This is a genomic window from Paraprevotella clara YIT 11840 (assembly GCF_000233955.1).
In the GTDB taxonomy this organism is placed as follows: domain Bacteria; phylum Bacteroidota; class Bacteroidia; order Bacteroidales; family Bacteroidaceae; genus Paraprevotella; species Paraprevotella clara.
Window position 1 is genome coordinate 340,541 of the sequence record NZ_JH376597.1, and the last position, 20,463, is coordinate 361,003.

At 46.9% G+C, this 20,463-nt stretch carries 16 protein-coding genes; 9 read left to right on the forward strand and 7 right to left on the reverse strand.

All coding sequences use genetic code 11. The features are described 5' to 3' along the window. Nucleotides 1–21 precede the first annotated feature (21 nt). Nucleotides 22–1,200, reverse strand: coding sequence for an Lnb N-terminal periplasmic domain-containing protein (locus HMPREF9441_RS07620; RefSeq protein ID WP_244949680.1), 1,179 nt, complete (start codon nucleotides 1,198–1,200; stop codon nucleotides 22–24). A gap of 150 nt (nucleotides 1,201–1,350) precedes the next feature. Between HMPREF9441_RS07620 and HMPREF9441_RS07625 the strand changes: the two genes are divergently transcribed. From HMPREF9441_RS07625 to HMPREF9441_RS07650, 6 genes are all read left to right on the forward strand, one after another. After that, entirely contained in the window at nucleotides 1,351–2,082 is a 732-nt protein-coding gene (locus HMPREF9441_RS07625; RefSeq protein ID WP_021980636.1) for a type III pantothenate kinase, read from the forward strand. Further along, nucleotides 2,069–3,376, forward strand: coding sequence for a hypothetical protein (locus HMPREF9441_RS07630; RefSeq protein ID WP_008619849.1), 1,308 nt, complete (start codon nucleotides 2,069–2,071; stop codon nucleotides 3,374–3,376). Before HMPREF9441_RS07625 ends, HMPREF9441_RS07630 begins: the two co-directional genes overlap by 14 nt. Then, nucleotides 3,376–4,026, forward strand: coding sequence for an LPS export ABC transporter periplasmic protein LptC (lptC, locus tag HMPREF9441_RS07635; protein WP_008619850.1), 651 nt, complete (start codon nucleotides 3,376–3,378; stop codon nucleotides 4,024–4,026). Before HMPREF9441_RS07630 ends, lptC begins: the two co-directional genes overlap by 1 nt. Beyond that, nucleotides 4,023–5,291, forward strand: coding sequence for a hemolysin family protein (locus tag HMPREF9441_RS07640; protein WP_008619851.1), 1,269 nt, complete (start codon nucleotides 4,023–4,025; stop codon nucleotides 5,289–5,291). Before lptC ends, HMPREF9441_RS07640 begins: the two co-directional genes overlap by 4 nt. 103 nt (nucleotides 5,292–5,394) lie before the next feature. Further along, the gene (locus tag HMPREF9441_RS07645; protein ID WP_008619852.1) at nucleotides 5,395–7,545 is read left to right on the forward strand and encodes a peptidylprolyl isomerase; all 2,151 of its coding nucleotides are present in this window, start codon (nucleotides 5,395–5,397) and stop codon (nucleotides 7,543–7,545) included. Nucleotides 7,546–7,660: 115 nt separating this feature from the next. Next, complete coding sequence (locus HMPREF9441_RS07650) at nucleotides 7,661–9,799, forward strand: cation:proton antiporter (RefSeq protein ID WP_008619853.1); 2,139 nt, start codon at nucleotides 7,661–7,663, stop codon at nucleotides 9,797–9,799. A 36-nt stretch (nucleotides 9,800–9,835) separates the two neighbouring features. Here HMPREF9441_RS07650 and HMPREF9441_RS18355 read toward each other — a convergent pair whose 3' ends face one another. The 6 genes from HMPREF9441_RS18355 to ilvD all read right to left on the reverse strand — a co-directional run bounded on the left by HMPREF9441_RS18355 (nucleotide 9,836) and on the right by ilvD (nucleotide 16,141). Then, nucleotides 9,836–9,985: a TlpA family protein disulfide reductase gene (locus tag HMPREF9441_RS18355; protein WP_009391480.1), complete on the reverse strand. Its 150-nt coding sequence runs from the start codon at nucleotides 9,983–9,985 to the stop codon at nucleotides 9,836–9,838. 121 nt (nucleotides 9,986–10,106) lie between these two features. Further along, nucleotides 10,107–11,150, reverse strand: a complete 1,044-nt coding sequence (gene ilvC / locus HMPREF9441_RS07655; protein WP_008619856.1) for a ketol-acid reductoisomerase — start codon at nucleotides 11,148–11,150, stop codon at nucleotides 10,107–10,109. 112 nt (nucleotides 11,151–11,262) lie between these two features. After that, nucleotides 11,263–12,030: an acyl-[acyl-carrier-protein] thioesterase gene (locus HMPREF9441_RS07660; protein ID WP_008619865.1), complete on the reverse strand. Its 768-nt coding sequence runs from the start codon at nucleotides 12,028–12,030 to the stop codon at nucleotides 11,263–11,265. A gap of 17 nt (nucleotides 12,031–12,047) precedes the next feature. Further along, nucleotides 12,048–12,611, reverse strand: a complete 564-nt coding sequence (gene ilvN / locus HMPREF9441_RS07665) for an acetolactate synthase small subunit (RefSeq protein ID WP_008619866.1) — start codon at nucleotides 12,609–12,611, stop codon at nucleotides 12,048–12,050. Nucleotides 12,612–12,626: 15 nt separating this feature from the next. Continuing rightward, on the reverse strand, nucleotides 12,627–14,324 hold the full coding sequence (ilvB, locus tag HMPREF9441_RS07670; RefSeq protein ID WP_008619867.1) for a biosynthetic-type acetolactate synthase large subunit: 1,698 nt from the start codon (nucleotides 14,322–14,324) through the stop codon (nucleotides 12,627–12,629). Nucleotides 14,325–14,338: 14 nt separating this feature from the next. Next, complete coding sequence (gene ilvD, locus HMPREF9441_RS07675; protein WP_008619869.1) at nucleotides 14,339–16,141, reverse strand: dihydroxy-acid dehydratase; 1,803 nt, start codon at nucleotides 16,139–16,141, stop codon at nucleotides 14,339–14,341. A 955-nt stretch (nucleotides 16,142–17,096) separates the two neighbouring features. Between ilvD and HMPREF9441_RS07680 the strand changes: the two genes are divergently transcribed. From HMPREF9441_RS07680 to aroC, 3 genes are all read left to right on the forward strand, one after another. Further along, nucleotides 17,097–18,002, forward strand: a complete 906-nt coding sequence (locus HMPREF9441_RS07680; protein WP_008619872.1) for a GNAT family N-acetyltransferase — start codon at nucleotides 17,097–17,099, stop codon at nucleotides 18,000–18,002. An 84-nt stretch (nucleotides 18,003–18,086) separates the two neighbouring features. Further along, nucleotides 18,087–18,692 carry an FKBP-type peptidyl-prolyl cis-trans isomerase gene (locus HMPREF9441_RS07685; RefSeq protein ID WP_008619873.1) on the forward strand — a complete coding sequence of 202 codons (606 nt, stop codon included), beginning with the start codon at nucleotides 18,087–18,089 and terminating at the stop codon, nucleotides 18,690–18,692. A gap of 38 nt (nucleotides 18,693–18,730) precedes the next feature. Next, nucleotides 18,731–19,807, forward strand: a complete 1,077-nt coding sequence (gene aroC / locus HMPREF9441_RS07690) for a chorismate synthase (RefSeq protein WP_008619874.1) — start codon at nucleotides 18,731–18,733, stop codon at nucleotides 19,805–19,807. Nucleotides 19,808–20,463: the final 656 nt, after the last annotated feature.

The following is a 20,463-nucleotide window of genomic DNA, read 5'->3' on the forward strand; positions in this document are numbered from 1 at the left end:
CTTTTAGAATGCATGGCTTGCTTATTTTTCTTTTTTTCGATAGCTTATCCAATAGCTACACGAACGTAGCAACAAAGCTAAGGCCAAAGGTACAACTACCACACAAAAATCTTGTGGTATCAGGGCAGAAAAAAACATAAATAATATTAAAACCGACGCATTTAACGGATGATAGTAAGTTTTTCTCCTTTTAACAGCACACCAAACCACCCACGGCATGGCCACCAACGGAATGGGATTGAAGACCCAAATCTGCCAATTCGAGCCTACTGTGGGATGAACGGAGAAGAAAAAGAGAAACGTGACCACCAATCCGATTCCTCCGGCCAATGACATCAAAAAAATGTCTATCCCCCAAAAACATGCATGACGCCACCGTTCCACCACGGTCAACCCCGCCACACAAAAGAAAAGTATCCATACGGACAGTGCCGGAGACCAAGGGAATTCTTTCTGTATTTCCACATCACGCCCTTCAACCACTTTCGATTGAGACAACACCAACGGCCGCGTACTGCCGTCGGAGCCCTGAATCACCGCGCCATTGGCGTAACGCAACAAATAAAAAGGAGCGAACATCTCGTCACGTACAGAAATAGGACGGTCGGCCTCCGCCCCCAAACAAATATCATTGCCCAATTCCGCCCAGGGATGCTGAGCCGTATACTGATGAATAATCTCACGATACGTACGGACAGTGTCTTGTTCCGGATAAATGATCTTTCCCTCCACAGCTTCCTCTATACGGTCGCGTGCCCGCGTCGTACAATTATCATAAAGAAAGTTATAACGGTATTCCCGGTTTTCCGGACGCATATTCTCTACCAACAGCGTCCAAAGCCGTTCCTTCTCCGATGCCCTCAGGTTCAGCACTTGCTGATAGACGGCCGACCCACGCCCTTCATATTCCTCGGCAAAGTAAGCAAAAGGCAAGGCTCCAATTTGATAATCGCACTCGCCGCGCGTAAAACGCCATATAAAATTCGGACGGTTGAAGCTGAACACACCGTAATTAAAAACCCAGTCCTCCCCCGTGGTATATGATTTCACACGAATGGCCGTATGACCATACAAAGAATACACTTCGGTGCCGGGAGAACAAGTCAAAAGACTAACCTCGACAGAGTCGGCCGGAAAGGCATGAGCCATCCCTCCTATATATAATAAGGTGTATAAAAACACAAATCTCAAATATCTCATTCCATGCCATATTTAGCTTTGCAAAGTTAGTGCATTTTCCCTTTTGCCCCATGCCATTCACGGAAAAAAGCGAGACGAGCATCTTTTTGACAAAGAAATCATCTGCCATGTTATTTTTTGATTAACTTTGCAACCACAAAGCATGAACACGTGAATTTAATCATAGACATAGGAAATACGCTGGCCAAACTGGTAGCCTTTGACGGTGATACTCCGGTGGAAGAAATCAAGACCTCAAATGAAACACTGGAACGCCTGCCGGAATTCGTGAATAAATATGCGTTTAAACAAGGTATCGTCGGAAGTGTATTCGGCATCACCGCAGAAGCCGAACGACAACTGAAAAGGCTCGACTTCCCTTTGCTGTATTTAAATGCACAGACTCCCGTCCCGATCACAAACGATTACCGGACTCCGGACACGTTGGGAGCGGACCGGTTGGCTGCGGCCGTAGGCGCCTACATGCAATATCCCGGACATGACATCCTTATAGTCGATGCCGGAACATGCCTGACTTACGAATTCATCGACAAAAACGGACATTACAAAGGAGGGTGCATTTCTCCGGGACTTCAAATGCGCCTAAAAAGCCTCCGTGCTTTCACAGCCAAACTTCCGTTGATAGACAGCGAGGGGCCGCTCTTAGACATCGGATATGATACGGAAACGTCTATCCGCTCCGGAGTCATTCAGGGCATGAAGTTTGAAATAGAAGGACGCATCAAATATTTCCAAGAAAAATACCCGTCCCTTTTGGTTTTTTTAACTGGTGGCGATATTTTTAACTTTGATAGCAAAATAAAAAATCTCATCTTTGCAGATAAATATATAGTGCCCAGAGGGCTAAACCGAATATTAGCATTTAATAATGAGCAGTCATAAACTTATACTCTGCGTGTTGCTGGCCATGGCAACACTATATGCTCCCGCACAAACCAATGGTTCAAACTCCCCGTATTCCCGTTTCGGACTCGGTAGCTTGAAAGACCAGTCGCAAGGTTTCAACAAGGCTATGAGCGGAGTGGCATTGGGATTCCGCGACGGAAACCGCATCAATATGCAAAATCCGGCTTCCTATTCCGCCATAGATTCCTTATCATTCATCTTCGACGTAGGTCTCACGTTGCAAAACGTAAATTTCAAAAGCGGAGGCAACAGTATCAATGCGCACAACACCACGTTGGACTATATCAACGCGGGCTTCCGTTTGTGCCCGGGATTGGGATTTTCATTCGGTTTTATCCCGTTTTCCAGTATTGGATATGACTTCTCGGAAAGCAAATATCTGGGCGATCATTTCAACAGCGGTTCGACCATGACTTATACCAACAGCTATACCGGCGACGGAGGACTGCACGAGGTGTATGTGGGTTTAGGATGGAATCCGTTCGCAGACTTTTCTGTCGGAGCCAATTTCGGATATGTATGGGGAAACTATGCCCAAAATATCACGCAGACTTTTTATGAAGACGGAACAGCCACCAGCGCAAGCAACGGGCTACGCCGACAAATAGAAGCTGACCTTTCTTCCTATAAAATAGATATCGGAGTACAATATCCCATTAAAATCGGTAAAAACGACGTTTTAACTCCCGGTATTACATACGGTATCGGACATGCAATCAACTCTCCTGCCCATTATTACAGTTATGTGGCCAACGGAGATACCACGAAATCCGTCATAGAAAAGGCTTTTGAATTACCCACATCTTTCGGAGCCGGATTGGCATGGGCACACAAAGAGCAATGGAAAGTTGGTTTGGACGTAACTCATCAAAGATGGGGAGAATGCCGTGTGCCTCAAATTATAAACGACAAGTTTGTCAGCACTACGGAAAACTATATGAACCGCACCAAAATTGTGATCGGAGGGGAGTTCCAACCAGACCGTTACAGCAGCAAATACTTAAGACGGGTACAATATCGTATGGGGGCATCTTTTTCCACACCTTATTATAAGGTAAACGGACATAACGGCCCACGGGAATTCGGTGTAACGGCGGGATTCGCTCTTCCCGTATCCAACAATATCAATAACCGTTCCGTGGTCAATATCGCATTTCAGTGGGGCAGGTCCGTTCCTAGCGTATCATCTTTAATTACTGAAAACTACTTGCGTCTCAACGTCGGTATTACGTTCAACGAAAGATGGTTCATGAAATGGAAGATTCAGTAATGAGAAAAAGTAAGGTTAAGTCTACGACGGGATTGTCCCGTTTGACCCACATAACAGTCTCCGTTTGGGCGACTGTTATGCTTATTTTAATACTCTCGTGCTCTACGGAAAAATCAAACCACGCTCCGGCCGTAAACGAAAACGACTCCTTGCCTTTCATGCAATCGTGGGGCATCTCGACTCTCATTTCAGACTCCGGAGTCATCCGCTATAAAATCACGGCAGAAGAATGGAATATCTACAATACGACCAATCCGCCGCGATGGACTTTCGTAAAAGGCATACTTTTGGAAAAGTTCGACTCCACGTTCCATATCGATTGGTTCGTGCAATCGGATACGGCATATTGCCACAATCAACAACTATGGGAGTTGCGCGGACGTGTGGTCATACGCAACCAAGAGGGTACTGTCTTTACCAGCGAAGAACTTTTTTGGGATATGGACCGTCATGAAATGTATTCCAACATGTTCATGACCATCCGGAAACCGGATGAATTCCTCCAAGGTTATAATTTCCGTTCCAACGAACAAATGACACGCTACTCTGTCAGCAACGCCAATGCCGAAACGCCTTTCAGCGACAGTGGCAGTTCATCCTCCAATGACTCGGTCATGCGTGCCGCTCCCACCAAACCCAATCAGCCATGACACTGACCATTATAGAAATCATCATCATACTGTTGCTCTCCGCCTTCTTCTCGGGGATGGAAATCGCATTTGTTTCTTCCAACAAACTTCGAGTTGAGTTAGACCGTAGCGATGCCAGTCTGACTTCCAAAATTCTGACCATATTTTATACACGTCCGAATGATTTCATCTCTACCCTTTTGGTCGGAAACAACATCGCGTTGGTCGTCTATGGTATTTTAATGGCAGGAGTGATCAACGAATTCGTCCTTTCTCCGATCCATTTAAACCAACACGAAGGACTGAACGTGGCTTTGCAAACCATCATTTCAACCCTAATCGTATTAGTAACCGGAGAGTTCCTTCCGAAAACGCTATTCAAGATAAACCCGAACCGCATGCTGAAGATATTCGCCGTTCCGGCGTTTATAATCTATATACTTCTTTATCCCGTATCCAAATTCACCAGTGCGCTATCTCGCGGCATATTGCGCCTGATGGGACTTAAAGTAAACAAGAAAGCGTCGGAACAAGCTTTTACCAAAATAGACTTAGACAACCTGATACAATCCAGTATCGAATCGGCTCAAAATGAAAACGACATTACGGATGAAATCAAGATATTCCAAAATGCCTTATACTTCTCGGAAGTCAAGGTACGGGACTGTATGGTCCCACGGACAGAAATAGAAGCGGTGGAAATCAGTTCATCCATAGAAAACCTTAAAAACAGGTTTATTGAAAGCGGAAATTCCAAAATCATCGTTTACAAAGAAGACATAGACCATATCGTAGGCTTTATCCATTCATCCGAAATGTTCCGGAACCCAGCAGACTGGACTTTACGAATTAAAGAAACTCCCGTGGTCCCGGAAACGATGTCTGCCCAAAAACTATTAAAGAAGTTCATGCAGCAGAAAAAATCTCTGGCTATCGTAGTAGACGAATTCGGCGGAACTTCGGGAATCGTAACGATGGAAGACTTAGTAGAAGAAATCTTCGGCGATATTGAAGACGAGCACGACAATACAAACTACATTGCCCAAAAGGTCGATGAGAATGAATACGTCCTGTCCGGACGACTGGAAATAGAAAAAGCCAATGAATTGTTGGGATTGGATTTGCCGGAATCCGAAGAATATGTCACGGTCAGCGGACTGATTCTACACCAGTATCAAAGCTTTCCGAAACTGAACGAAATCATCAGATTCGGCCATTTCGAGTTCAAAATCATCAAGAATACAACGACAAAAATAGAACTTGTACGTCTGAAAATCGTCGAATAACTAAATTTTAGCCCGACAGACATGAATATGTGCGAAGATTTTTGTATCTTCGTGCGCTTAAATCGTTTAAAGAAAATAATAAAAATAATAATCATTTAAATCAATGGCAACATTACAGAAAATCAGAGCTAAGGGGCCTTTGCTGGTCATCGTGATCGGTCTGGCTCTTTTTGCATTCATTGCCGAGGAAGCCATGCGCTCCATCCAGTCTGCTTCTAACGAAAGCAAGCAGCAAGTCGGCGAAATTTACGGAGAGCGGATTTCAGTACATGAATTCCAAAACTTAGTGGACGAATATGCGGAAGTTGTGAAGTTCACCAGTGGCAACAGCGCACTCAACGACCAACAACTCACTCAATTACGCGACCAAGTTTGGAACACATACGTCAACAACAAACTCATCGAGCACGAAGCTGAAGAATTGGGACTAACTGTCACTGACACAGAAATCCAATCCATTATTTCGGAAGGCAACAGTCCCATACTGATGCAAACTCCTTTCCGCAATGAACAAACCGGCCGTTTCGATGCCAATGTACTGAAGAAGTTCCTGACCGATTATGAAGGCATGAAAACCAAAAGCGAACAGATGCCGGCCGAATACATGGACTACTATAACAGTCTCTACAAATTCTGGATGTTCATTGAAAAGACACTCCGTCAGGAAAGTCTTGCGCAAAAATATCAAGTACTGCTGAGCAAAGCGATGTTGGGCAACAAAATCATAGACAAGGCCGCATTCGAGGCACGTACCAATGAAAGCGACATTATCATGGCTGCCGTGCCCTACTCTACCATCAATGACAAAGATATCAAAGTGGAAGAAAGCGATTTAAAAGCCAAATACAATGAGTTGAAAGAAAGATTCAAGCAAACAGCCGAAAGCCGTGACATTAAATTTATCGATGTTCAGGTCAAAGCCAGCGCAGCCGACAAAGCAGCCTTAGATAAAGATATGGCGGAGACAGCCACAGCTTTGGCTGCTGGAGGCGACATTGCTAAAATTGTCCGTGAGAGTGGCTCTACGATTAATTACAGTCCGCTTCCGGTCAGCAAGAACATATTCCCCAACGACATAGCTTCACAGTTGGATTCCATGGCTGTAGGACAGATGAAAGCTCCTTATTATTATGCCGGAGACAACACGATGAACATCATCAAGGTAATCAACAAGATTTCCGCACCGGATTCCATCCAGCTTCGTCAAATACAAGTAGCAGGTGCCGATATGAATGCCATCCAAAAGACAGCCGACAGCATCATGACGGCATTGCGGGGCGGTGTGGCTTTCGATTCCATCGCCAAGAAATACAACCAGACCGGCGAGAAGACATGGATTACTTCACGTAATTATGAAGGTGCTCCTTTGGACGGCGACAACTTGAAGTTTATCAAAACCATTACCAACATGCCGGTAAATGCCACCGAAAAGATTGACTTTACCCAAGGATGCATCATCGCACAAGTGACAGACCGCCGTGCCATGATCAACAAATATGATGTGGCCGTAATCAAATGCCCGATTGAGTTCAGTAAAGACACTTATGCAAAGGCTTATAACGACTTCAGCCACTTCATCGCTTCCAATCCTACCCAAAAGGATATCGAAGCTAAAGCACTGAAAAACGGCTATAACTTACAAGAGCGCAAAGACTTGTTCAACAATGAACATTATGTAGGAGGAGTAAGCAACACGCGTGAGGCCATGCGATGGATATTCAATGAAGACACCGAAATAGGCAATGTATCTCCTCTTTACGAATGTGGTGAGAACGACCACATGCTTGTGGCCATCCTTACCGGTATACACAAGGAAGGTTACCGCACGATGGAGGATATGAAAGAATATCTCACGCAAGAAGTCATCAAGGACAAAAAAGCCGAGATGCTGAAAGAGAAACTGGCTCAGACGAAGAGCATAGCAGATGCCATGAAAGTACAAGGTGCCGTAAGCGACACCATCAAACACGTGACGTTCAGTGCCTCCGCTTTCGTAATGAAGACCGGCTCCAGCGAACCGATGTTAAGTGCCGTAGCCAGCAAAACAGCGGCCAATCAATTCGCAGGCCCGTTCAAAGGTAATGCCGGAGTCTACACGTTGCAGGTTATCAATAAGAACAAATCGGCCGAGAAGTTCGACGCTAAAAAAGAAGAAGCTCAACAAGAGTCTCTCAACATGCGCGCCATCAGCCGTTTTGCCAATGAACTGTATGAAAAGGCCGAAGTAAAAGACAATCGTTACCTCTTCTTCTAAGAAAAAGCAGAGACTTTACGACAAAAACAATAGAAACCTACAAGATGATATGGTCTTGTAGGTTTTTTTCGTTATATTTGTAGAGTAGACCTTTCTACCCATTAAAAAGAATATTATGGAAGATTTCAACTTACTGGCCCCTCTACTGCTGGCCATTGTCGGCTTGTTAGCCGGCGCTATATTAAAGTCCATACTGAAACGAACCGGTTTTCCCTATACCGTAGGACTGTTTGTATTCGGTTTACTGATAGGCCTCCTCAACCGTTTTCATTATTTCGACTTCATGCCACGCGTAGAAAATGCAGTGGCAACCGTAGCCGATACGAATCCGGATTTCATTCTATATGTTTTCCTCCCCATTTTGATATTCGATGCGGCATACGAGATGAACATGCACATCTTCAAGAAAACATTGGCCAATTCCACCCTGTTGGCTGTTCCCGGATTAGTAGTCTGCATGTTGCTTACAGCCGCCCTCATGATTGGCATCAGCCTGTTTGCTCCAGAGTACACCTCGTGGACATGGCCGTTGGCTCTCATGTTCGGCGCCCTCATCAGTGCAACCGACCCGGTAGCCGTCGTAGCTTTATTGCACGAACTGGGTACCAGCAAACGCTTCTCCACTTTAGTAGACGGAGAGTCTTTGCTCAACGATGGAACCGGCATCGTATGTTTCATGCTGTTTTTCGGAGCCTATACGCTTAGTGGAGCAAGCACAGCTTCTCCCGTAGTGCAATTTCTGGAAGTCGTTATTGGCGGAATACTTTTAGGATTCTGCCTGGCCCGACTGACAATCTGGTTCATTACACGTATCAACTCGGAAGAGATGATACAAAACAGCGTCATCATCCTTTCTGCCTACGTCACGTTTATTCTGTCCCAATACTATATGGGCATATCCGGTGTCATCGCTTTAGTGGCTTTCGGACTGACTATCTCTTATACCGGCCGCCCCAGACTGAAACCGCAAGTCAACGTATTCATGGAAAAGTTCTGGGGACTTCTTACCCATATAGCCAATACATTAGTCTTTATCATGGTCGGTGTGGTCATCGCAGTGAAGGTAGACCTGAATTGGTCCGACCTCATCATTTTGCTGCTTGTCTACGTAGGGCTGAACCTCATCCGGTTTGCCATGATCATGCTTTTCTACCCCGTTATGAAAAGATTGGGATACGGACTTTCCAAACGCGAGTCCGTCATTCTGACATGGGGTGGCCTGCGCGGAGCATTAGGTATGACACTGGCCCTGATGGTTTCTTACACACCGGGAATTCCGGAAGACATCAGACGACAGGTCTTGTTTCTCACAGCCGGTATCGTCACGCTCACTCTTTCCATCAATGCCACCACCATGCGTTGGCTACTGAGACGATTGGGCTTAATACAAGTTTCCAGTGCCAGAGTACTGATAGACTCCAAAATCCAAGGATACTTACACGACAGTGCAGAAAAGTATATGGAAAAACTGTCTGCAAAGGCGGCATTGCACGACGCAAACTGGAACAAAGTGAAAAAATACCTTCCACCGTCTCTGTCTTTGTCTCCGTCCGGACCTCTTCCCACAATGGAATTCCTTTCCGAAATACGTCTCCGTATATTGGACCGCGAAAAGGCCGTATGCCATCAACTTTATGATGAAGGTGTCGTTTCGAAAACCACATTCCTTCATTTGATGAACTCTCTCGACGAGATGTATGACCATGACGGACAGTATGCGTTAGACTACCGCCCCTCCATATTCAATTATTGCAACCGCACCTCCGTCCTGCCTCGTATCCAGAAGAAACTTCACTTGGGGGACAGCATCAGTTTCTACTTCCGTGAACGCATCGTAAACGTATATGACCTGGCCAGAGGGTTCATCATTTTACAAAACGAGGATCTGAACCTATTGAACGAACTCAACGCTTCCGAACTCCTCACACCCGATCAGAAAAAACGATTGGACATTCTTCGTACGGAAATCAACCATAACATAGACCGCATGAATCATGTCACCTTGCAACTGGAACAAAATTACCCGAAGGCTTACCGCCATGCACTCACCGTCAAGTCTATCCGTATGATGCTCACTTACGAGCGCCGCACCATCCGTAAACTCCAGGACGATGGCGTGATTTCCGAAAAAGATGCAGAACGCTTTATCGAAAAAGTAGACGAGCGGACAGACCAAGGCAATTCTTTCCGCTATTCAATGCCGGGTACTCTATTACGGGGAATACTCCACGCAATAAGCCCGAAGAAGAGATGACTCACAATGGGACGGAACGTCAGGTTTCGTCCCACTTTATTTCACCCTTTCTTCCAATTTCTTTTTCAGCACTCCCGTCCCATAACCACTCCATACATGTATAATTCGCCCTTCAGGCGATACAATCACGTAATGAGGAATACCTTTGATACCATAATGAGCGTATATTCCCACTGTACCCTGCATATCATTCAGGTTGACTCATGTACAAAACAATATCAGCTTTTTCTTCATGGTACTACTAAATATAAAACCCAAAGGTGTCGGTTTATCCGACACCTTTGGGTTTTATTAAATTTTTAATTCATTAATTGTTCTCCGGACGCAATTTACGCACCGTTTCTGCCGTACGCCACATCTCACTGTCGTGCAAAGCCTTCAATTCAGCTTCCAACTTCACACGGTAATCCGGTTTCGAGTTGGAATCAATCGAGATTTGCGCTTCATTACCGGTCACTACGCTCTGGTACAACTTTTGCACCACCGGCTTGATGGCATCGTGGAACGGTCCCATCCAATCCAATGCGCCACGCTGCGCTGTCGTAGAACAGTTGGCATACATCCAGTCCATACCGTTCTTGGCAAACAACGGCATCAAGGATTGAGTCAATTCTTCCACCGTTTCATTGAAAGCCTCGGAAGGAGTATGTCCGTTCTCGCGCAACACTTCGTATTGTGCCAACAACAAGCCCTGGATAGCACCCATCAAAGAACCGCGCTCGCCGGTCAAATCGGATGTAGCCTCACGCTTGAATGTGGTCTCGAACAAATAACCTGAACCGATACCGATACCGAATGCCAATACTTTATCCAATGCCTTACCACTGGCGTCCTGATAAATAGCATAAGAAGAGTTCAAGCCACGGCCTTCGAGGAACATCGTGCGCAATGAAGTGCCCGAACCTTTGGGAGCCACCATAATGACGTCAATATCTTTAGGAGGCACCACGCCCGTACGATCACTCCAGTTAATAGCGAAACCATGAGAGAAATACAAGGTCTTGCCCGGAGTCAGATAAGGCTTGATGGTCGGCCACAACTGCATCTGAGCTGCATCGGAAAGCAACATGCAAACTATCGTACCCTTTTCGGCAGCTTCCTCAAGAGAAAACAAAGTCTCTCCCGGCACCCAGCCGTCAGCCACAGCCTTGTCGTATGTCTTGCCCTGACGCTGGCCTACAATTACATTAAAACCGTTATCACGCAGGTTACAAGCCTGACCGGGTCCTTGAACACCATACCCTAAAACTGCAATCGTCTCGTTCTTCAATATTTCACGAGCCTTTTCCAATGGAAATTCCTCACGGGTCATCACGGTCTCGATAACACCGCCAAAATTCAATTCTGCCATTTTCTATTTCTGTTTTGTGCGACAAATAGCCGCGTTCTTTATTAAAATTCTTTTTTGTACGAAACTCGACGACAAAGTTACAAAATTATTCTAATACACCTACAATAAATTGCTATTTGTTATCAAATTTAAGTTTACTTCGACACACGACTTCCCCTTCGGGATTCTCTCCGCCGACGTTTTTACGCACTTCGATATCGTAAGTCCCATCCTCGTTTTCCTCGCGGAAGAAGCTGAGCGTGTCGCCGGAATAGCTTTCGGCCACGTACGCCATTTCAAAACGGCGGATGACATGTCCGGCATACCAATCTTTGGAAAACAAGTCCAACACGTGTTCAATATATTTAATACTGTTCACATGCCCGTTGATGTCAATATCACTATAATACACATCCATAGAACGTACCGGCATACAACTGCTCACTTTGATACGACCGGGCTTCTCTATCGGACAAGCCTTTTCCGTCTCTATATAGTCCACGATGTCACCGCCGTGCAGCGACAACAAGTCGGCCGGTTTGCGGGTATCCATATTGATCATGGCCCACACGGAACGCGCATAACCGTAAACCTTCCCGTCCTTCCCGTAAATGGCAAAGTTACGGTCGGTAAACAAACGGTACACGTTCTCCACCCACGTATCTACCGAGAATTCCTCATATTGAGCCGGCATATCTTCCAATTCGATGGCCAAGCGTGACAGTACCCACGTATAGTTACTCTCATTCAGTTCCGCCATACCGAAACCGCGCTCCGTGGCATGGAATCCGGCACAGTTGAGCAAATGGTTGCCCAACACCCCCATGAAAAGCCTTCCCGTGAAATCCACGTGAAAAGGTTCGGCCACAAACGAGTAAGTCCCTACTTTATTCTCTTTCATTCGAATCCTTACCTTATTTATTCCTTATTCTGAAGATCCTCGTACGCACGCCGCCGTTCTTCCAAAAACTCGTCCAGATATTCCGTGCAACTCTTCGTAATGGCAATACGCCCCGAACGCACGTATTGCAACACGCACTTATACTCATTCAAGGCGAAATAAAGCGACATGATATCGTCCGTCATTCCCTTTTTGCTGACCACGGTATAAGTCGGATTCACCTCCACAATCTGCGCTCCGTGCTGACGTACGGCCTTCGAGATGTCCGGATTCTCCAACACCTTGGGAGTAGCCAGCTTATAAAGCGCCACTTCCTGGATGAAGATTTCGTCGTCCGTGAAATAATGAGCCTGGAGCACATCTATGCGTTTCTCTATCTGTTTGGTGATAACCTGTATCTGTTCCTCCGTGCTCCAACAGGTAATGGTGTACTTATGCACCCCCTTTATACTGGAAGCCGACACATTCAGACTTTCGATATTCACCTGCCTGCGGGTAAAAACCGCCGTCACCTGATTCAAAAGCCCCGCAAAGTTCTCGGAGAAAACAATCAAGGTATAGAATTTCTTCTCTTGTTCCATCTAAAAATCCTCCCGTTAATAATCCAAAACCATGTCGTCCACGTCATTGCCCGGACAACACATCGGCAACACACGACCTTCTTCTATCACGGCCACCTGCAACAAGTAAGGCCCATCCGTATCGACCATCTCCTGTATGGCCGCAGCCAAATCCTCACGCTCCACGACCGTACGGTTCGGTATGCCATAAGCCGAAGCAATCATATTGTAGTCCGGATTCATCATCGGCGTGAAAGAATACCGTTTCCCGAAGAACATTTCCTGCCACTGGCGCACATTACCCAGATAGTTGTTATTGAGCAATATGATTTTCACCGGACTGCGTTGTTCCATAATCGTGCCCAACTCCTGAAGTGTCATCTGAATGCCTCCGTCGCCTAAAAAGAGACATACCATACGTCCCGGAGCGCCGAATGTGGCTCCGATGGCAGCCGGCAATCCGAATCCCATCGTCCCCATACCGCCGGAGGTTACGATGCTGCGTTGTTCCGAGAATTTGAAATAACGGGCAGCCATCATTTGGTTCTGTCCCACGTCGGTCACCAAGACAGCCTTATTACCGGTCATCTCCGTTACCTTACGTACGACCTCCCCCATCTTTATCGGTCCGTCTGCCGGATGGATTTCAGGTTCTATCACTGCCTCCTTTTCTCTCTCGTGATGTTCTCCGAAGCTGTCAATCCATTCCGTATGCCGATTGGGTTTCACCTGTTCGAGCACCTGAGCCAACGTCTGTTTGCAATTTCCTAACACGGCTACATCTACTGGTACATTCTTGTTGACTTCACTGGGATCTATTTCAAAATGTATCTTTTTGGCCTGACGGGCGTATGTACTTAACTTACCGGTGATACGGTCGTCGAAACGCATGCCTACGGCTATCAACACGTCACACTCCTGCGTCTTGATGCTGTTGGCCAGACTTCCGTGCATACCCAGCATACCCATATTCAACGGATGGTCGGACGGCAAAGCAGACAAGCCCAACAAAGTGCAACCGGCAGGAATGTCGGCCCGTTCAATCAACTGACGGACTTCTTCTTGCGCGCCGCCAAGCTCAACCCCTTGTCCGACAAGGATAAACGGACGTTTCGCGTTGTTTATCAATGCAGCCGCCTGACGTATCGCCCACGGGTCGGTCTTGGGTACAGGCACATAACTGCGAATGAAATCCGTACCCTGCGGTTCATAGTCCACCAAGCCAACCTGCGCGTTCTTGGCAAAGTCCAACACAACCGGCCCCGGCCTGCCGCTCTTGGCAATATAAAAGGCACGGCTTACCGCCCAGGCCACATCTTCCGGACGACGGATCTGATAGGCCCATTTGCTGATGGGTTGCGTCACACCTACCAGGTCGCATTCCTGAAAAGCATCAGACCCCAACAAAGAAGCACCGACCTGACCGGCAATCACCACGATGGGCGTACTGTCCATCATGGCATCCGCAATGCCGGTAATGGTGTTCGTCGCCCCCGGTCCACTGGTCACCAAAGCCACCCCGACCTTGCCCGACACACGGGCATACCCTTGTGCCGCATGGGTAGCCCCCTGCTCATGCCGTACCAATACATGGTTCAACTTATCTTTATATCCGTACAAGGCATCATATACCGGCATGATAGCTCCTCCCGGATAGCCGAAGAGCGTCGTAACCCCCTCGTGCTCCAACGAACGCATCAAAGCCTCTGCGCCTGTTATCTTTTCTTTTGCCATATTGAATACTGTTTTTAATCTATCATACGAACTCCACCCTTGTCGGCCGAACTCACCATCGAAGCGTATGCTTTCAGCGATTTGGGTACGACACGCTTACGCGTCATCGGACGTTGCGGACGGGCTTCCAATTCAGCTTCGCTCAACTTGACATTGATGCTCCGGTTCGGGATGTCTATTTCGATAATGTCTCCGTCCACAATCTTACCGATATTCCCACCGGCTGCCGCTTCGGGCGAAATATGGCCGATACTCAAACCGGAAGTTCCTCCGGAAAAACGCCCGTCGGTAATCAGGGCGCACTCTTTTCCCAAATGGCGGCTTTTCAGATAGGATGTCGGATAAAGCATCTCCTGCATACCCGGCCCGCCCTTCGGTCCTTCGTGAGTGATGACCACCACGTCACCACTTACCACACTGCCGTTCAGGATGCCTTCGCAAGCATCTTCCTGAGAATCGAACACCTTGGCCGGACCGCTGAAATGCCAGATGCTTTCGTCCACTCCGGCCGTCTTCACCACGCAACCGTCTTGGGCAATATTCCCGAACAACACGGCCAGACCGCCGTCCTTGCTGTAAGCATGTTCCACATCGCGGATGCACCCTGTGGCACGGTCGGTGTCTAACGTATCGTACACCTTGCTCTGCGAACCCATCTTGTTACTGAAGACTCCGCCCGGCGCACTGCTGTAAATACGCTGCGCCTCATCGTCCACCTGTCCGGAGGTAATACTATATTTCGCAATATCTTCGCCTAAAGTACGGCCGTTCACCCTGCGGCACGACGTATCCAACAAACCGGCCTTTGTCAATTCACCTAATATATTAAGGATACCGCCCGCACGGTTACATTCCTGGATGGAATACTTCTGCGTGTTGGGCGCCAACTTGCATAGGCAGGGCACTTTACGGCTCAGCGCGTCGATGTCCGCCATCTTGAAGTCCACCCCGGCTTCGTTGGCCACGGCCAACAGATGAAGCACGGTGTTGGACGATCCGCCCATGGCAATATCCAACGTCATGGCGTTCAGGAAAGCCTGGCGCGTGGCGATGCTCTTCGGCAATACGCTCTCATCCCCTTCCTCATAATATTTGAACGCATTCTCTACCACTAATTTGGCCGCATCCTGAAACAAACGGATACGATTGGCATGCGTCGCCAAAATAGTCCCGTTCCCCGGGAGGGAAAGTCCGATAGCCTCCGTCAGGCTGTTCATGGAGTTGGCTGTAAACATCCCCGAACAACTACCGCAACCGGGACAAGCACAAGCCTCAATCTTCGCCATCTCCTCATCGCTCACCGACGTATCGGCTCCTTTGATCATAGCCGTAATCAAATCGGCATTCTCCCCGTTGATTTTGTGTGCCTCCATCGGCCCTCCGGAAACAAACACCGTAGGGATATTCAAGCGCATACTGGCCATCAACATACCCGGCGTGATCTTGTCGCAATTCGAAATGCAAATCATGGCATCCGCCTTATGCGCGTTGACCATATACTCCACGCTGTCGGCGATGATGTCGCGCGAAGGCAGAGAATACAGCATCCCGTCGTGCCCCATGGCGATACCGTCGTCGATGGCTATCGTATTGAACTCCGCAGCATAACATCCCATCTTTTCGATTTCGGCTTTCACCATCTGCCCGATTTCATGCAAATGAGTATGCCCCGGCACGAACTGGGTGAAAGAATTGACGATGGCCACGATCGGCTTCCCGAACTGTTCACGTTTCATCCCATTGGCCACCCACAATGCACGGGCTCCCGCCATACGGCGTCCTTCAGTGCTCTGCGCACTGCGCAACTTATGTTTCATCTTTATAGCGTTTTTATACTTTTTCTTTATAGTGCTGCAAATTTAGCCCCTTTTTTCATATTAGACAAAAGTTTAGGGTATAAAAGTGAGATACACATAAACAATAGTTATCAAATCGAGCGGTATTAAACAAAATCAACATAAACACCACTGTATTTAATTTCAAACTATCACTTAAGCCTTGCAAATATATCATAGAGTCATCAAAACCATACCCTCACAAGCTTCTGCTGTTTCGGCAAAGCTTGATTTTTTCTTATCTCTCCGGCATATACCTCCGCTATGTCTTTTTATTCTTTCAAGCCATGAGACTTCCGCAAATCATATCTTTTTCGCTGACAAAATGTAAGTCATAAGCCCCTTTCTCTAAAGGACAACATTCTGATTCCGGACGCATTCCACGAGGTATTATCCTATTTTTGAATACAAAAATTTATATTTAAGCCTTGTTTTTTACTTCCTTTAACTCAAAGTGCGTTTCAATCACAGCCGAATGATTTTTCGTTCGGAGCAAAAAACATTTTTTATCTCCGCAGATTGCGTACCCATCTTCTGCGCCCTCTCGGAAAAAACACCTGAAAGCGAAACCGGAATATGCTTTTGCTAACTATTTTTTCTCTAAAAGGAACACGTTTGCAGTCAAAAAACGGATGGCAATATGTCACGCTGTTGCTACCTCATATACGTACGTCTCTTCACTCACGTCTACATACCAAGTTTATTTGTCGCACAAATTAAAAGCAAAACCACTGATTGGTTGTCAAAAGGATATTCTCCCAGCACGTAAGAATCACGTATTTTCAAACCAATCCGGTCTGGATACAAAATAACGAAATCTCACAGGGGATGGATTGACAATTTGACAAATCGCCACACCCGCCCCAAAAAATCATCCCATATCTTGTGAGCAACTTTCTTTTTTATTCGTAACTTTACCACGTTTAAAATTCAAAACATGCACATTACATCTCCCATACGCACGAAAAATACGGTCAACACGTTAGCTCGTTTGTGGGAAGCCTCCGTACGCCGGAGCCACCATTTCTTGACGAAGGCCGACATACGGCGACTCACCCCTTTTGTAAAGTCCGGATTGGCCCACATCGAACGGCTTTTTGTGGCGTATGTGCAGAACGTTCCTGCCGGTTTTATCGGTCTCGAAAAAAACAAGATCGAAATGCTTTTCGTCGCACCGGACTTCTGGGGCATGGGCATCGGGAAAGAACTGGTACTGATAGCCTTCAGGAAATTCAATATACGATATGTGGATGTGAACGAGCAAAACCCGCAAGCGGAAGGCTTTTACCGCCATTTGGGCTTCCGAACCTTCGAACGTACGGAAACCGACGGACAAGGCAATCCTTTCCCGATCCTGAAAATGGAACGGGAAAGGTTCTCCCTGCGCCATGCGACACCTGAAGACATTCCGGTTCTCAAGACCCTCTTTACAGACACCGTCTTACACACAAACCGCAAGGACTACACCCAAGAGGAAGTGGAAGACTGGGCTGCGTGTGCCGACAAACCCGGCCATTGGAAAGAATTGATTGCCACACACCATTTTATGATAGCCGAAGAATACCCCGGACATGCCGTCGGATTCGCAGCAATCCGCCTGGACGGCTATTTGCACTCCATGTTCGTACACCACGACTTCCAACGCCAAGGCATCGCCTCCCTGCTTTTGGAAGACATGGAAAAATACGCCCGATTGCAAGGCGTTTCGTACATCACGTCCGAAGTCAGCCTGACAGCCCGCCCGTTCTTCGAAAGCAAAGGTTACACCATCGTGGAAAAACAGCAGAGAAAAGCCATGCTACGACTTCTGACAAATTTCAAAATGAAGAAACCAATCGTTTAAGATAGTCAAAAAGGAAAATACGTTTCCGATTATCATTTATTTCCCGTAACTTTGCGACCCTATATCAATAATTAGAAAACATATATGGATACGACACCCAACAAGTACATCACCGTCGCATACGAACTCTATACGGATTTCGACGGGAAAAGAGAATTAGTGGAAAAAGCTCCTATCGAACACCCATTCCAGTTTATTTCGGATATGGGCACAACTTTGGATGCCTTTGAAGCACAAATCAAACCGTTACAGAAAGGAGAGAAATTCAACTTCACACTGTCCGTAGAAGAAGCTTACGGTGAGTATGAACAGGAACGCGTACTGGAACTGAACAAAGATGTATTCAAAGTAAACGGACACTTTGACAAAGAGCATATTTATCCGGGAAGCGTGGTGCCTTTGATGAATGCAGACGGAGCACGTTTCAACGGAACAATCACAGATGTGAAAGAAGATACCGTAACCGTAGACCTGAATCATCCCTTGGCCGGAAAAGCGTTGAACTTCATCGGCGAAGTCACTGAAAACCGCGATGCGACAAAAGACGAAATACAAGGCATGCTCAACATGCTGAGCGGCGAAGGAGGTTGCGGATGCGGTTGCGACAGTTGCGGCGGGGGTTGCGGAGACGACTGCGACTGCGACGGCCACCACCATGAAGAGGGTTGCGGATGCGGACACTGCCATTAAAAGCGGCATCTGTATATTTTATATTGAAAGGGTGAGACATGAGCAATACATTTGGTAATATATTCCGGCTGACGACTTTCGGAGAAAGCCACGGGCCGGGAGTAGGCGGAGTCGTCGACGGGTTTCCGGCCGGCATCGACATCGACCAGGACTTCATACAACACGAGCTGGACCGCCGTCGTCCGGGACAAAGCAGAATCACGACTCCCCGCAAAGAAGCGGACAAGGTGGAATTGCTGTCCGGAGTGTTCGAAGGCAAATCGACCGGATGCCCCATCGGCTTTCTGGTACGCAATACCAACCAGCATTCCAATGACTACGACAACATACGCAACCTGTACCGACCGTCACATGCCGATTTCACCTACACTCAAAAATACGGCTTGCGCGACCATACGGGCGGAGGACGCTCTTCGGCACGTGAAACCATAGCACGTTGCGTGGGCGGTGCCTTGGCAAAACTGGCCCTCAAACAAATCGGTGTGGAAATCTATGCCTATACCTCACAAGTGGGCAACATTGCTTTGGAACACGATTATACGCATTACGACCCGACACAAATCGAAACGAACGATGTACGTTGCCCGGATGCGGAAAAAGCCGCTTCCATGGAAGGCCTCATTTCGGAAGTCAAAGCAAAGGGAGATACTATCGGAGGTATCATCACGGGGGTAATCCGCCATTGCCCCATAGGGCTGGGCGAACCGGTTTATGGTAAACTCCACGCCGCATTAGGAGGTGCCATGTTGGGCATCAATGCCGTAAAAGGATTCGAATACGGACGAGGGTTTGCCGGAGTAAGCCAACGGGGAAGTGAACAAAATGATGTCTTCATCCCCCAAAACGGAGCCATCGGAACGCGTACCAACCACAGCGGAGGCATACAAGGCGGAATCAGCAACGGGCAGGACATCTATTTCAGGGTGGCTTTCAAGCCGGTCGCTACCATCCTGATGGAACAGGAAACCGTAACACTGGACGGAACCCCGACTATCATAAAAGCCCGCGGACGGCACGATGCTTGTGTACTCCCCCGTGCGGTACCTGTGGTAGAAGCGATGGCGGCCATGACGATTCTGGATTATTATCTGCTCAACAAAACCACTCATTTGTAATTGCAACGAAGAAAAAATATCCGGATTCGTAGAAAAAAACCGTTCTTTCGTAGATTCTATTTGGATATAGTCGAAGAAATAACTATCTTTGAAACGTAAAAGAAATAAAGTTGTGAAACTTTAAGATAGCTTAGTTAAAAGTTTAGTTTAGTTTTTGTGTTGGTATCCCGCCTCGATTTTGAGGCGGGATATTCTTTTTCCCACATGTTCCTTTTTCTCCTTTTTTTCTTTCAGCAGATTGAAAAATCAATCACAGCAGAATGATTTTTCAATCTACTGAAATTGATTATCCGGTCTCAAACCGACTTCTCACAGCTTTCCTCCCTGCCGAAAAATTTAGTCTCAAAAAGCCTTCGCATCTTTCATACCTTTTGAAGTTCAACAACTTAAAGTGAACTTTCCACGTCTAAAGGATTCACCATGTATTCACCACAAGATGACTTGAAACCCAGCGGGGAAAAAGAACGCCCCCTGCTGATTCCTGCATATTTTTTTATAGTATTGATAATTAAATTATGATTTAAAGCTTAAATCATAATTTATATTCCCATTCCTCATTCTTTTATGCGTTTTTTATTCGAATCGTTAGTTTTAAAAAACACTGTTTCATTTTCTCTATAAAAACCGAAGCACACCTCATTGCATTTTGGCACACA

Excerpts from the sequence above, each read along its gene's own strand:
- HMPREF9441_RS07630 (WP_008619849.1), top strand. The coding sequence starts at position 2,069 with ATGAGCAGTCATAAACTTATACTCTGCGTGTTGCTGGCCATGGCAACA.
- HMPREF9441_RS18355 (WP_009391480.1), bottom strand. The coding sequence starts at position 9,985 with ATGCAGGGTACAGTGGGAATATACGCTCATTATGGTATCAAAGGTATT.
- HMPREF9441_RS07620 (WP_244949680.1), bottom strand. The coding sequence starts at position 1,200 with ATGAGATATTTGAGATTTGTGTTTTTATACACCTTATTATATATAGGA.
- HMPREF9441_RS07640 (WP_008619851.1), top strand. The coding sequence starts at position 4,023 with ATGACACTGACCATTATAGAAATCATCATCATACTGTTGCTCTCCGCC.
- ilvB (WP_008619867.1), bottom strand. The coding sequence starts at position 14,324 with ATGGCAAAAGAAAAGATAACAGGCGCAGAGGCTTTGATGCGTTCGTTG.
- ilvD (WP_008619869.1), bottom strand. The coding sequence starts at position 16,141 with ATGAAACATAAGTTGCGCAGTGCGCAGAGCACTGAAGGACGCCGTATG.
- ilvC (WP_008619856.1), bottom strand. The coding sequence starts at position 11,150 with ATGGCAGAATTGAATTTTGGCGGTGTTATCGAGACCGTGATGACCCGT.
- lptC (WP_008619850.1), top strand. The coding sequence starts at position 3,376 with ATGAGAAAAAGTAAGGTTAAGTCTACGACGGGATTGTCCCGTTTGACC.
- HMPREF9441_RS07660 (WP_008619865.1), bottom strand. The coding sequence starts at position 12,030 with ATGAAAGAGAATAAAGTAGGGACTTACTCGTTTGTGGCCGAACCTTTT.
- HMPREF9441_RS07680 (WP_008619872.1), top strand. The coding sequence starts at position 17,097 with ATGCACATTACATCTCCCATACGCACGAAAAATACGGTCAACACGTTA.
- HMPREF9441_RS07685 (WP_008619873.1), top strand. The coding sequence starts at position 18,087 with ATGGATACGACACCCAACAAGTACATCACCGTCGCATACGAACTCTAT.
- aroC (WP_008619874.1), top strand. The coding sequence starts at position 18,731 with ATGAGCAATACATTTGGTAATATATTCCGGCTGACGACTTTCGGAGAA.
- HMPREF9441_RS07645 (WP_008619852.1), top strand. The coding sequence starts at position 5,395 with ATGGCAACATTACAGAAAATCAGAGCTAAGGGGCCTTTGCTGGTCATC.
- ilvN (WP_008619866.1), bottom strand. The coding sequence starts at position 12,611 with ATGGAACAAGAGAAGAAATTCTATACCTTGATTGTTTTCTCCGAGAAC.
- HMPREF9441_RS07650 (WP_008619853.1), top strand. The coding sequence starts at position 7,661 with ATGGAAGATTTCAACTTACTGGCCCCTCTACTGCTGGCCATTGTCGGC.